We start from the raw sequence: 13408 nt of genomic DNA on the forward strand, positions 1-13408 counted from the left end.
TCCCCTGAGGGCGCGGTCCGAGTTGGGAGCACCACATGAACAGGACACGGGTCCTCTCGGCAGCGACGCTGCTCGCCCTCGCCGCCACGATCACCTCGGCCCCCGTCACCGCCCGGGCCGCCGAGCGGTCCGACGGCTTCCGCGTCGTGGACGGACGGCTCGTCGACGCCACCGGCAAGGACTTCGTCCTGCGCGGTGTCAACCACGCCCACACCTGGTACACCGACCGCACCGGGCAGTCCCTCGCCGACATCAAGGCGCTCGGTGCCAACTCGGTCCGCGTGGTCCTCTCCACCGGCGCCCGCTGGACGAAGAACGACGCCGCCGACGTCGCGGCCGTCGTCTCCCGGTGCAAGGCCAACCGGCTGGTCTGCGTCCTGGAGGCCCACGACACCACCGGATACGGCGAGCAGGGCGGTGCGGCCTCCCTGTCCGAGGCCGTCGACTACTGGCTGGAGGTGGCGGGCGCCCTGAAGGGGCAGGAGAAGTACGTCATCGTCAACCTCGGCAACGAGCCCCACGGAAACGCCGGTCACACCGCCTGGACCCAGGACACCAAGGACGCCATCGGCCGGCTGCGCGCGGCGGGCTTCGCCCACACCCTGATGGCCGACGCCCCCAACTGGGGGCAGGACTGGTCGAACACCATGCGCGAGAACGCGCCCGCGGTCTTCGCCTCCGACCCCGACCGCAACACCGTCTTCTCCATCCACATGTACGGCGTGTACGACACCGCCGCCGAGGTCGAGGACTACCTCGGCAGCTTCGTCGACCGCGGACTGCCCATCGTGGTGGGTGAGTTCGGATTCGACCACTCGGACGGCGACCCCGACGAGGACGCCGTCATGGCCACCGCGCGCCGGTTGGGCCTCGGCTACCTCGGCTGGTCCTGGAGCGGAAACGGCGGAGGCGTCGAGTACCTCGACCTCGCCACCGGCTTCGACGCCGACCGGCTCACCGGGTGGGGCGAGCGCCTCTTCCACGGCCCCGACGGCATCCGCCAGACCGCCCAGGAGGCCGGCGTGTACCGGCGCGGCTGCTCGATCGCGTACCGCCTCGACGACTGGGGCACCGGCTTCAACGCCGACGTCACCGTCCGCAACACCGGCGAACAGCCCCTCAAGGGCTGGAAGCTCGACTTCGCCCTCCCGGAGGGCGCCACGGTGAACTCCGCCTGGAACGCCTCCGTCACCCAGGACGGCCGCCGGGTCCGCGCCACCAACGAGTCCTGGACCGCGTCCGTCCCGGTCGGCGGAGCCGTGAGTTTCGGCGTCAACGTCACGGGCCCCGGCGCCGTGCCCGCCTCCTTCAGCCTCGACGGCGTCCCCTGCGCCAAGGGCTGAACCCCGTACCGCACCCGCCGCATCAGGTGCGAGAGGAGCGGGTTCCGTGGGCACGTCCCTGCCCGGAGCCCGCTCCTCGTCTTTTTCCGCCCCCACCACCGAGCCGATGAAAAGCGTCGAGGGGCTGCCCCTGGAAGGCAGCCCCTCGACACCGTGTCCTGGCCTACATGCGTCGCGGCGGTCCCGTCGATCCGCGAGGCGTCAAGGACGGAGTGGGCACCTGGTGGGCGCCCGTACGGGTCCCTTCGATGACCCCGAACAGGGTCCGGGCGACCTCCTCCCCGAAGCGGTGGACGTCGTGGCTCATCGCCGACAACGGTGGGTGGGTCAGACGGCACAACTGGGAGTCGTCCCAGGCCAGCAGGGAGAGGTCGTCGGGGACCGAGAGGCCCATCTCCGCCGCCACGGCCGCCCCGGCGACGGCCATGATGTCGTTGTCGTACACGATGGCCGTCGGCCGGTCCGGGGACATCAGGAGACTGCGGGTGGCGCGCGCCCCCTCTTCCCCGACGAAGCCGGTCGCCACCTGGCGGCCTCCGTCCAGGCCGAGTTCGGCCATGGTCGTCTCGAAGGCGGCGGCGCGGATGCCGCTGTGGCCGAGCCCGGCGGGGCCGCCGACGCGGGCGATCCGCCGGTGCCCGAGCGCCGCCAGGTACCGTACCGCCTCCGCCGCCGCCGAGGCGTCGTCCGTCCACACCGACGGGAAGCCGCCGGTCAGAGCGGGGTGCCCGACGGCGACGGCCGGCATGCCCAGCGCCCGCAAGGGGGCGATGCGCGGATCGTCCTGGTGGAAGTCGACGAGGATCGCCCCGCCGACGGTCCTGCCGCGCCACCACTCCTGGTAGAGGACGGTTTCCTCGTCCAGATCGCGTACGAGCCGGAGCAGGAGGGAGCACGAGCGCTCGGCGAGAACGTCCTCGATACCGGAGATGAACTCCATGTAGAACGGTTCGAGGCCGAGGAGCCGGGCGGGCCGGCAGATCGCCAGGCCGACGATGCCCGCCCGCTGCCCGGAGAGGTTGCGCGCGGTCTGGTTCGGGCTCCAGCCGAGTTCCCGAGCCGCCGCGAAGATGCGGTCCCGGGTGGTGGGGGACACCCCCGGACGGTTGTTGAACGCGAGGGAGACCGCACCCTTGGACACCCCGGCCAGCGCGGCGACGTCGTTGATCGTGACGCGCCGGCCGGGGATGCGAGGGGCTGGAGAGTTCACGCCGTTCCCACACTGAACAGGGCCGTCCGTACGGCCTCCGGATCATCGCCGGACCAGCCGCGCACCACGATCCGGACCTCCTCGCCCGGCAACAGGGTGACCAGGCCCCGGTCGGCGCTCGCCGCCGGGGCGAGGCGGTCCGCCTGGAGGAGGAGGTCCCGCACGAGGGTGCGGGCGGTGACCACGACCACCGAGTCGCCGTCCCCGGCCGGCTCGACCCGGAGGTCGTACCGCGCCGCCGGGTAGGCGAACTCCTTGTCGTGGACCGGGAAGTGGACCGCGCGCAGGCCGTCCGCGTCGGCGACCAGGAGCTCCTTCGCCGAGCCTGCGTCCGGGAGCAGCGAGGCCGGGACGACCAGGCGTACCACGGTGCGGGCGGCCGCCTCCAGGTCCAGGGCGGCCTCCTTCAGTACGGTGCCGTCGGCGGTGACGCGCCGCAGGGTGACGGTGGTGCGCCAGGTGGTGCCGGACTGGTTGTCGAGGGCGAGGACCGGGCCTCCGTCGGCGGGGATCAGGCCGAGAAGCCGGTCGGCGTAGACGCGACGCAGCTCGTGGTAGAGCGGCTTGAGGTGTCCATCGCCGTCGATGGCGGCCCAACTGCTCACCGGCCAGCAGTCGTTGAGCTGCCAGACGACGGTGCCCGCGCAGACCGGCCAGTGGGAGCGCCAGTGCTCGATGCCGGCGGCGACCGCGCGGGCCTGGACGACCTGGGCGAGGTAGTGCCAGCGGTCGAAGTCGCCTTCCGGCAGGCCGAAGTGGCGCTCGATGCCGCGGTTCAGCTTGGCGTTGCCGTCCTCGGCCTTCTGGTGGTGCAGCATGCCGGGGGAGTCGGGGGCGAGGTCCTCGCCGGGCAGGGCGCGCCGCAGGGTGCTGATCGCGGGCGGTGCCTGCCAGCCGAACTCGGCGCAGAAGCGGGGTACTTCGGTGCGGTACTCGGCGTAGTCCTGGCGGTTCCAGACCTCCCACGAATGGTGGGTGCCGTGCCGGGGGTCGTTGGGGTGGTGGTCCCAGGAGCCGGACCAGGGGCTGCCGGCGGTGTAGGGGCGGGTGGGGTCGAGTTCGGCGACGATCCGGGGGAGGACCCCGAGGTAGTAGCCCTCGCCCCAGGAGTCGCCGGCGAGCGGCTCCTCCCAGTCCCAGTCGCGGAAGCCCCACAGGTTCTCGTTGTTGCCGTTCCAGAGGACGAGGCCGGCGTGCGACATCAGGCGGACAACGTTGTCGCGCGCCTCCGCCTCCACCTCTCCGCGCAGCGGCTGCTCCTCGGGGTAGGCGGCGCAGGCGAAGAGGAAGTCCTGCCAGACCATGAGGCCCAGCTCGTCGCAGACGTCGTAGAAGGCGTCGTCCTCGTAGATGCCGCCGCCCCAGATCCGCACGAGGTCGATGTTGGCCTCGGCGGCCTGGGTGAGCCGGGCGCGGTAGCGCTCGGGCGTGACCCGGGACGGCAGGACGTCGTCGGGGATCCAGTTGACCCCCCGGGCGAAGATCCGCGTGCCGTTGACGACGAAGGTGAAGCCGGTGCCGTGCTCGTCGGCGGAGCGGTCGACGGTCACGGTGCGGAAGCCTATCCGCCGCGACCAGGAGTCGAGCGGTGCGCCGCTCTCGTCCAGGAGCTCGACGTCGAGCCCGTACAGCGGCTGGGCACCGTATCCCCGGGGCCACCACAGCTCCGCCTCGGGCACCTCCAGGAACAGCACCGCCTCGGCCCCGTCGAAGGAGGTCTCCGCGGTCACGCCGGCGACCTCGGCGCGCAGGGTGAGTGTCCGGTCCGCGCCGCTTTCGGTGCGGGCGGTGCGGATGCGTACTTCCACGCGGCCGGTGGTGCCGTCCACGGTGACGAGAGGGCGGACCTCGGCGAGCCGGGCGGTCGACCAGTGCTCGATCCGCACCGGGCGCCACATGCCGGCGGTGACCACGGTCGGGCCCCAGTCCCAGCCGAAGGAGCAGGCCATCTTGCGGATGTACTGGAAGGGCTCGGGGTAGACGTTGGGTCGGTCGCCGGTGAGCGCGCGGACCCGCTCGGCTTCGTCGTACGCCGATCCGAACCTGACCTCCAGCGGGCCGCTTCGCCCGGTCACGTCGAAGCGGTGGACGCGGTGCATGTTCCGTGTCGTGCCAAGGGACGCGCCGCCGAGGCTGATCTCCGCGGCGGTGTCCAGGCCCTCGAAGACCAGCTCGCTCCGCTCGTGCCCGCCGCCGTCGGTGGTGAGCTCGGTCGTGTACGACCATGCCTGTCGGCCGACCCAGGCGATCTCGGTCTCGTTCAGGCCCAGGAACGGATCCGGGATCACTCCGGCGGCGAGCAGATCGGTGTGGACGCAGCCGGGCACCTGCGCGGGGAGCAGTGCGCCCCCGTGGCGCAGGCTCCACCCTTCGTGCAGCTGAGTGACGTCCTTCATGGTGCGGCTCCAATCGCCTGGCGGATGGGCGGGATACGGGTACGGGCCGACAAGCTAGCCGTACATTTACTTAACTGTCCATGAACCGGTGAAGCTTGTTCCCCGTAGCGCACGGTGGATCGAGTGCATGGCTTCATCGCAGCTTGATGGGCAACCGATCCTGGTAACGATTGAGTATCACGCTGGAAACCAGTACTTTACCGGTTCACGGCTGGCTGACATAGTGCCGTCATCCCACCGATGACCTGAGCCGTGACTTTGAAGGAGTTGGGCCATGGGGAACAAGAAGACGACCGCTTTCTCCAGTGCCGTACTGGCCGCCGTGATGCTCACGCTGTCGGCGTGTGGCGGCGGAGGTGGCGGCGCCACGGGAGAGGTGGCCGCCCCTCCGTCGGACCCGAAGGAGGTCTCCGGCGAGATCAGGGTCCTCACGCAGCGGACCGACCTCGTCCAGAACGGCACGCTCCAGAAGTACGCGGCCGAGTTCAACAAGATCTACCCGAAGGTGAAGGTCAAGTTCGACGGCATCACCGACTACGAGGGTGAGGTGAAGATCCGCATGAACACGAAGGCGTACGGTGACGTGCTCTTCATCCCCGGCGCGGTGGCCAAGAACGACTATCCGAAGTTCTTCGCGCCCCTCGGCACCACGGCGGAGTTGTCGAAGTACCGTTTCAGCGACAAGACCGAAGTCGACGGCAAGGTCTACGGCATCGCCCAGTTCGGCACCGCCAACGGTTTCGTCTACAACAAGAAGGTCTGGAAGCAGGCGGGCGTCACCGAGTGGCCCAAGACGCCCGAGGAGTTCCTGGCCGCCCTGAAGGCGATCAAGGAGAAGACCGAAGCCACCCCTTATTACACCAACTTCAAGGACGGCTGGCCGCTGGTCCAGTGGACCAACAACCTCGGCGTCGTCGGCTGCGACGCCCAGGCGGGCAACGCCCTCGCGGGTGCCGTCTCGCCCTGGAAGGCCGGGAGCGAGCTGAACGCCGGCGACACCCTCCTCTACGACATCGTGAAGCAGGGCCTGTCGGAGAAGGACCCGACCACCACGAACTGGGAGAGCTCCAAGGCTCTGCTCGGCGGGGGGCAGATCGCCACGATGATGCTGGGCTCCTGGTCGATCACCCAGATGCAGGACGCGGCGGAGGACGTCAACGGTTCGGCGCAGGACATCGGCTTCATGCCCTTCCCGGTCCAGAAGAACGGCAAGCACTGCGCGGCCCTGGTCTCCGACTACCAGCAGGCGGTGAGCATCCACTCGGAGAACAAGCCGGCCGCGCGGGCCTGGATCGACTGGTTCACCGAGAAGTCCGGCTTCGCCGAGACGGAGGGCGTGGTCTCCGCGGTCAAGTCCGCGCCGATGCCCGCCACGCTGAAGGACTTCACTGACAACGATGTCACCTTCTTCGACCGGTCCGAGGCGAAGACCGCGACCGTCAACGACATCGACGAGGCGGCCGAGATCGGCCTCAACAAGCAGGACTACCGCCAGAAGCTGATCGACACGGCCCGCGGGGCCGCGAAGGGCAGCCTGGAGGACTTCTTCGCCGACCTGAACAAGAGGTGGGACGAGGCGGCGAAGACCGTCGGTAGCTGATACCGACGGAGTGGGCCCCGGCCGCACGATGCCGGCCGGGGCCCCTGGACCTTCCGCAGCCGCGGACACGAAAGGCCGACATGACCCAGACCACCGACACCGCACCAGAGGGCGCCGCCATGACAGGGCGATCCAGCACGGACAAGGCCAAGGCCGACGCACAGGGGAGGCGGCCCCGCCCGGCGGGCCGACGGCGCGGCCCCGCCGCCCGACGGACGAGATCCTGGCGGGATTCACCGCTGCGGCGGATCACGCCCTGGCTCTTCCTGGCGGCCCCGCTCGCCCTGCTGATCACGTTCACGTACGTCCCCGTCGCGAGCATGATCTCTTACAGCTTCACCGACTGGGACGGGGTGAGCCCGGACCGGGAGAACGTGGGTTTCGACAACTACGTCCAGATCTTCACACGGCCCGAGCTCTTCCGCGTCTTCTTCGTCAGCGGCTACTACCTCGCGGCATCCGTGGTCCAGATCGTGGTCGCGCTGTACTTCGCGGTGATCCTCAGCTTCAACCTGCGGTTCCGGAACTTCTTCAAGGGGATCCTCTTCTTCCCCTATCTGATCAACGGCGTCGCCATCGGTTTCGTCTTCCTGTACTTCTTCCAGGACGGCGGCACCCTCGACTCCGTGCTCGACCAGCTGGGCGTGACCACCGACCATCCCTGGCTCGGCGACCCGACCTCCGCGAACGTCTCCCTCGCCGGCGTCTCCGTCTGGCGCTTCACCGGACTGAACTTCGTCCTCTTCCTCGGCGCGATCCAGTCCATCCCCGGGGAGCTGTACGAGGCGGCCGAGCTGGACGGGGCCGGGAAGTGGAAGCAGTTCCGCCACATCATCGCCCCGAGCATCAAGCCCGTCATCAGCCTCAGCGCGATCCTCGCGATCTCCGGCTCGCTCTCGGTCTTCGAGATCCCCTACATCATGACCGGCGGCGCCACAGGCACCCAGACCTTCGTCATCCAGACGATCAAGCTCGCCTTCCAGTTCAACAAGACCGGCCTGGCCTCGGCCGCGGCCGTGGTGCTGCTCCTGATCATCCTGCTGATCACCTGGATCCAGCGCCGGCTCGTGCCCGACGACAAGGTGGACCTCGTATGACCTCCCCCGACCTCACCACCGACACCGTGAAAGCGCACCGCGCCGCCCGCCGCCGGCTGCCCGTGGGGAACGCGCTGACCTACCTGTCGCTGCTCGTGGCGTCCGCGGTCGTCCTGATCCCGCTGGCCGTCGTCTTCCTGACCTCGCTCAAGACCTCGAAGGAGGTCGGCGACGGCAGCGCGCTCTCCCTGCCGGGGAACTGGTTCAACGTCGACAACTACGTCACCGCCTTCAACGACGGCAAGATGCTGATGGCGTTCGGGAACACCGCCTTCATCCTGGTCTTCTCGATCGGCGGCACGGTGATCATCGGCTCGATGACCGCCTACGCCGTCGACCGCTTCGACTTCCGCGGCAAGAAGCTCGTCATGGCCGGCTTCCTCGTCGCCACCCTCGTGCCCAGCGTCACCACCCAGGTCGCGACCTTCCAGGTGATCAACGGCTTCGGCCTGATCGACACCCGCTGGGCGCCGATCCTGCTCTACATGGGCACCGACATCGTCTCGGTCTACATCTTCCTGCAGTTCATCCGAGGCATCCCGGTCTCCCTGGACGAGGCGGCCCGGCTCGACGGCGCCAACGCCTTCACCATCTACCGAAAGATCATCTTCCCGCTGCTCAAGCCCGCGATCGCCACCGTCGTCATCATCAAGGGGATCACCACCTACAACGACTTCTACATCCCCTTCCTCTACATGCACTCCGAGGACCTGGGGACGATCTCGACGGCGCTCTTCCGCTTCAAGGGCCCCTTCGGAGCCCACTGGGAGGCCATCTCCGCCGGCGCGATCCTCGTCATCGTCCCGACGCTGGTCGTCTTCCTGCTGCTCCAGCGGTGGATCTACAACGGCTTCGCCCAGGGAGCCACCAAGTAGACACCGGAAGACGGCCGGGGGCCGGACCGTACGAGGGGGACGGTCCGGCCCCCGGCCAGTGCTTCGGAGACGGCCGTCAGCGCGGGGCGGGCGGCGGAGCGGTGCTGCCCCGCGGCACGAAGTGCGCGTATCCGTCGCGGATGCTGTCGACGTCGTCCCCGTCGATCAGCGCGAGAAGCGCGGTCGCGGAACGGGCCCCGTACGCGGCGATGTCCCGGGTGACAGCCGACAGCGTCGGACGCACCACCTGTGTCAGCGGCGACTCGTCCCAGGCGACGACCGACACGTCGGCAGGGATCGACAGACTCAACTCCTGCGCCACCGACAGCGCGGCCACCGCCATGATGTCGTTGTCGAAGACGATCGCCGTGGGCCGCTCCGGCGAGATCAGCAGCGCCCGTGCGGCCCGCGCGCCCGCGTCGCCGGTGTAGTCGGTGTGCACCACCGTCGCCCCGGGGATGCCGGCCTCCCGGCACGCCTCCGCGAGGGCGGCGTCGCGGACCGCCGTGTGCGCGAGGCCGGAGGGGCCCGCCACTCGCGCGATCCGCTGGTGCCCGAGCGCTGCCAGGTACCGAACGATCTCGTGAATGCTCTCGCCGTCGTCCGACCACACGGCCGGCAGCCCGCCGGCGACCTCCGGCGGCCCGATGGCCACCGCGGGCAGACCGATGTCCCGCACGGCGCCGACCCGCTCGTCCTCGGTCTGCAGGTCCATGAGGAAGACCCCGTCGACGCGCCGCTCGCCCCACCAGCGCCGGCAGACCTCGACCTCCTGCTCCTGGTCCCCGGCCATCTGGAGCATCAACGCGTACGCGTGCTCGGCGAGCACCGTCTCCACGCCGCTGATGAACTCCATGAAGAACGGTTCCACGCCAAGGGTGCGTGCCGGCCGTCGTACCACCAGGCCGACCGCCTGCGCCCGTCCGCCGGTCAGCGCGCGGGCGGCGCTGTTCGGCCGCCAGCCGAGCTCCTCGGCGATCGCCTTGATCGCGGCCCGGGTCGTCTCGGACACCCCCGGCTGGCCGTTGAGCGCGTACGAGACCGCCACCTTCGACACGCCCGCCCGCCGCGCGATGTCCGCCATCGTCGGCCGCTTCACCTGCACCTCAGCTCCATCCTGAACCTCGATGCCCCGACCCTACCGCCAGGGCATCTCCTACGACTTCGTCGGCACGATGCCCGGGGAGCGCCGCACCCGGGGTCGCGTGGCCCCCACCGTCGGCAAAGGGCGCGGCGTACACCCGTGGGGCGCCGTCCGCGCGGAGGACCATCCGGCCGTCGCGGAGGCACCGGCCGCCCGTCGAAGGCGGTTCGGCGCCGGTCGGCGCGTGGCCGGCGCCATCGCGCCGGAGCCGTCCGCGGAGTGCGCCACGGTGTCGTTCCACGGCGCGGTGCACCGGCGTGAACTGCGAGAACCGGCGGATTTAGCCAGGGTTTCGTAAAGCTTCGACGGACCGCCGCCGGCACTGGAATCGGACGGCCCGCACGTCGCATGCTTCTACGAGAGCACGCCGCCGTCCTCGCCCCGGAGAGACCCCGGCCGTCCCACGGCCGAGGGACCGGGCAGCCCTCGTACGCGGCGGGCTCCGCCCCGGCCCACGCGCCGCCACCGGATGCGCGCCACGGGGAGAGGCGCGGCCGGCCACGACGAAGGAAGCCGCAGAAGCCATGAATCACAGTCCGCTCGATCACCGTTACCGGGGCGAACACCCGATCCGCACGGTCCACTACCTCTTCGGGCCCGACCGGGCACGGCTCGCCGGGGCCGTCGCGGTCTTCTTCGCCAAGCACGCGCCCGTCTGGCTGCTCCCCCCGGTGACGGCGAACGTCATCGACGTCGTCGTCGAGCACCGGCCGATCGCCGAACTGTGGTGGAACTGCGCCGTGATGCTCACAGTCCTCTTCCTGAACCCGCCGCTGCACCTGTGGTACGTCCGCTGGACGCACGGGGCGATCCGCCGGCTCGGCCGCGACCTGAGGTCCGCCCTCGTGACCCGGATGCAGCAGCTCTCCATCGGCTTCCACAGCCGCACCAGCTCGTCCGTGCTGCACGCCAAGGTGGTCCGGGACGTCGAGGCGCTGGAGACGGGACTCCAGCAGACGGCGGACAACGGCCTCACCGCCGTCGCGACCCTGGCGGGCGGCCTCGCCGTCATCGCCGTCGTCACCCCGGTCTTCCTGCCGGTCTTCCTCCTGCTCGTCCCCGTCGCCGTGCTGCTCATCGGTGTGCTGCGCGCGCGGCTCGGCGAGGGCAACAACACCTACCGGCGTTCCGTGGAGCGCATGTCCGCCTCCGTCAGCGACATGACCACCCTCATCCCCATCACCCGTGCCCACGCCCTGGAGCGCACGGCCCTGGGCCGCGTCGGACGCGAGCTCGACCAGGTGCAGCGGGAGGGGACCAGACTCGACCTGCTCAACGCCCGCTTCGGATCCCTTTCCTGGGTCGTCTTCAACGGGCTCGGCACCGCCTGCCTCGTCGGGGCGGCGCTCGTCGCCTACCACGGGTGGGCGTCGGTGACCGCGGGGGAGGTCGTGATGCTCAGCGCCTACTTCTCCACCCTCACCGGTGCGGTCACCAGCCTGCTCGCGCTCGCGCCCGTCGTGGGCAGGGCGGTGGAGTCGCTCAAGTCCGTCGGCGAGGTCCTCCAGGCGCCCGACCTGGAGGTCAACGACGGCAAGCGACGGGTGGAGCCGGTCACCGGGGTGTTCCGGTTCGAGGGCGTCGGCCTCACCCACGGCGACAGCGACGAACCCGCCCTGAGCGACATCGACCTCGACGTGCCGGTCGGCACCACCCTCGCGATCGTCGGCGGCTCCGGCGCGGGCAAGTCCACGCTGCTGAACCTCGTGCTCGGCTTCCACCGGCCCACGGCGGGCCGGGTCCTCCTCGACGGCCAGGACATGGCCGACCTCGACCTGCGGAGCTACCGCAGGTCCGTCTCCGTCGTGCCCCAGGAATCCGTCCTCTTCGAGGGGACCGTCAGGGAGAACGTCACCTACGGTCTGGAGGACGTCGACGACGGGACGCTGCGGCGCGCCCTGCGCGATGCCAACGCCGCCGAGTTCGTCGACGCGCTGCCGGACGGCCTCGACACGGTGGTGGGGGAGCGCGGCACGCGGCTCTCGGGCGGCCAGCGGCAGCGGCTCGCGATCGCCCGGGCCCTCATCCGTGACCCCCGGGTCCTGGTCCTCGACGAGGCCACCTCGGCGCTGGACGCCCGTTCCGAGGCGCAGGTCCAGGAGGCCCTCGCCCGTCTGGTCGCCGGCCGGACGGTCTTCGTCGTGGCCCACCGCCTCTCCACGATCCGGCGGGCGGACCGGATCGTGGTCCTGGAACGGGGCCGGATGGTGGAGACCGGCAGCCATCAGGAACTCCTCGAACGAGGCTCCGCGTACGCGCGCCTCCAGGCGACCCAGCTGGCCTGAGGCGCGGTATGGACGCGGAGTGCCCTCCCGCCGGCGAGGACGGGAGGGCACTCCGCTGCTCAGTGGTCGGCGGCGCCGCCCCGGACGACGCAGGAGCGGCTGTTCTCCCAGCCCCAACCGTCGCCGTCGGGGTCGGTGGCGCTGCCGTTGGCACAGTACGGGTAGCCGTTGGGCGCGGTGCCGCCGCCGGAGCCGGTGTCGGCGCCGCCGCCGCGGACGACGCAGGAGCGGCTGTTCTCCCAGCCCCAGCCGTCGCCGTCCGGGTCGGAGGAGCTGTTCACGCAGTACGGGTAGCCGTTGGGGGCGGTGCCGCCGGTGTCGCCGCCGTTGTCATTGCCGCCACCGCCGTAGATCGTGGCACGCTTCGAGGTGGCGGCTATGCCGTCGGCGCCGTTGAAGAAGCGGTTGCCCCAGGTGGTCAGGGAGCCGGCGTCGAAGCCGTTGACCATGTCGAGGTACTCGACGCCGCTGCCGTTGCCGCTCCAGGACCAGCCGAGGTAGCCGACGCGCAGCGACCGGGCGGTGGCCATGATGGCGTTCTCGTCGGGGTCGCCGTCGCTGTGGTTGTCGCCGAACTCGCCGACGACGATGGGCAGTCCGTTGTTCACGAAGTGGTTCAGGTAGCCCTGGACCTCGGCGGCCGTGTCGTACACGCCGTACATGTGGATGGAGAAGATCGTGTTGCGGCGCGGGTCGGAGGCGAAGACCGAGGCGGCGTTGTCGCGCATGGTGTTCGACCAGTCCTGGCCCCAGTTGGGGGCGTCGACCATCAGGGCGTTCTCGATGCCGGCGTTCCGCAGCTTGCTGATGGCGCCCTTGGTGGCGCCGGTCCATGCGGTGTAACCGCTGTTGCCGAAGGGCTCGTTGCCGATGTTGACGACGACGTAGTCCTCCTGACCCTGGAGGGCGCTCTTGACGCCGATCCAGTAGTCGGCGGCCTGGCCGAGGGTGGCGGCGGCGCCGTCCTCGCCGTATCCGGTGGTGTCGTGCACCTCCAGGACGCAGATGACCTTGTTCGTCTTGCAGTCGTCGATGATCGACGACACCTGCGAGGTACTGGTCTCCGTCCAGCGGTCGCCGCTGGAGAGGACGACGCGGACGGTGTTGGCGCCCTTGGCCGCGATGTCGGCGATGGCGTCGGTCTCGCCCGGGTACCAGGCGTGCGCGTGGTTGACCCCGCGCATCATGAACTCGCTGCCGTTGGCCTCGTACACGCGGCCGTTGCTGACGTGGATGCCGCTGTCGGCGGCCTGGGCGGCTCCGGCGGCGCCGAAGACGGGAAGCAGCAGTCCGGCGACGCCGGCGAGAGCGCTGCCGGCGGCCGTGAGCCACGTCCTGCGCGATGACTTGGTCATGCCTCTCCTCATAAGGAATCGGGGGAAACCTCGCGCACGGAGAAAACCGACGACGAGACAACGTTGTCAGAATTCAAGGACCGAGCCGCTGGTCCGTGTCGTG

9 protein-coding genes are annotated in these 13408 nt (G+C 70.2%); 5 read left to right on the top strand and 4 right to left on the bottom strand.

Going from position 1 to position 13408, the window contains the following annotated elements; all coding sequences use genetic code 11:
- Positions 1-35 precede the first annotated feature (35 nt).
- A complete protein-coding gene (locus tag IE219_RS10125) occupies positions 36-1343 on the top strand; it encodes a cellulase family glycosylhydrolase (protein WP_189976261.1) in 1308 nt (435 codons plus the stop codon).
- Between the two features lie 163 nt (positions 1344-1506).
- Here the strand turns inward: IE219_RS10125 and IE219_RS10130 are convergent, their stop codons facing one another.
- Complete coding sequence (locus tag IE219_RS10130) at positions 1507-2553, bottom strand: LacI family DNA-binding transcriptional regulator (RefSeq protein WP_189976262.1); 1047 nt, start codon at positions 2551-2553, stop codon at positions 1507-1509.
- Complete coding sequence (locus IE219_RS10135; RefSeq protein ID WP_189976263.1) at positions 2550-4949, bottom strand: glycoside hydrolase family 2 protein; 2400 nt, start codon at positions 4947-4949, stop codon at positions 2550-2552. Before IE219_RS10135 ends, IE219_RS10130 begins: the two co-directional genes overlap by 4 nt.
- Positions 4950-5223: 274 nt before the next feature.
- Here IE219_RS10135 and IE219_RS10140 point away from each other — a divergent pair, with 274 nt between their 5' ends.
- From IE219_RS10140 to IE219_RS10150, 3 genes are all read left to right on the top strand, one after another.
- Positions 5224-6549, top strand: coding sequence for an ABC transporter substrate-binding protein (locus IE219_RS10140; protein WP_189976264.1), 1326 nt, complete (start codon positions 5224-5226; stop codon positions 6547-6549).
- A 119-nt stretch (positions 6550-6668) separates the two neighbouring features.
- The gene (locus IE219_RS10145; protein WP_189976420.1) at positions 6669-7646 is read left to right on the top strand and encodes a carbohydrate ABC transporter permease; all 978 of its coding nucleotides are present in this window, start codon (positions 6669-6671) and stop codon (positions 7644-7646) included.
- Positions 7643-8521 (top strand): carbohydrate ABC transporter permease, encoded by an 879-nt coding sequence (locus IE219_RS10150; RefSeq protein WP_229849687.1) that lies wholly within the window; start codon positions 7643-7645, stop codon positions 8519-8521. The genes IE219_RS10145 and IE219_RS10150 overlap by 4 nt, the downstream gene beginning before the upstream one ends.
- 76 nt (positions 8522-8597) lie before the next feature.
- Here the strand turns inward: IE219_RS10150 and IE219_RS10155 are convergent, their stop codons facing one another.
- Positions 8598-9620 carry a LacI family DNA-binding transcriptional regulator gene (locus IE219_RS10155; RefSeq protein WP_189976422.1) on the bottom strand — a complete coding sequence of 341 codons (1023 nt, stop codon included), beginning with the start codon at positions 9618-9620 and terminating at the stop codon, positions 8598-8600.
- Positions 9621-10189: 569 nt separating this feature from the next.
- On the opposite strand from IE219_RS10155, the gene IE219_RS10160 reads away from it, so the two are divergent.
- The gene (locus IE219_RS10160) at positions 10190-11950 is read left to right on the top strand and encodes an ABC transporter ATP-binding protein (RefSeq protein WP_189976265.1); all 1761 of its coding nucleotides are present in this window, start codon (positions 10190-10192) and stop codon (positions 11948-11950) included.
- Between the two features lie 59 nt (positions 11951-12009).
- On the opposite strand, the gene IE219_RS10165 is transcribed toward IE219_RS10160, so the two are convergent.
- Entirely contained in the window at positions 12010-13305 is a 1296-nt protein-coding gene (locus IE219_RS10165; RefSeq protein ID WP_189976266.1) for a cellulase family glycosylhydrolase, read from the bottom strand.
- Positions 13306-13408: the final 103 nt, after the last annotated feature.

This window comes from Streptomyces termitum, assembly GCF_014650175.1.
Lineage (GTDB): Bacteria > Actinomycetota > Actinomycetes > Streptomycetales > Streptomycetaceae > Streptomyces > Streptomyces termitum.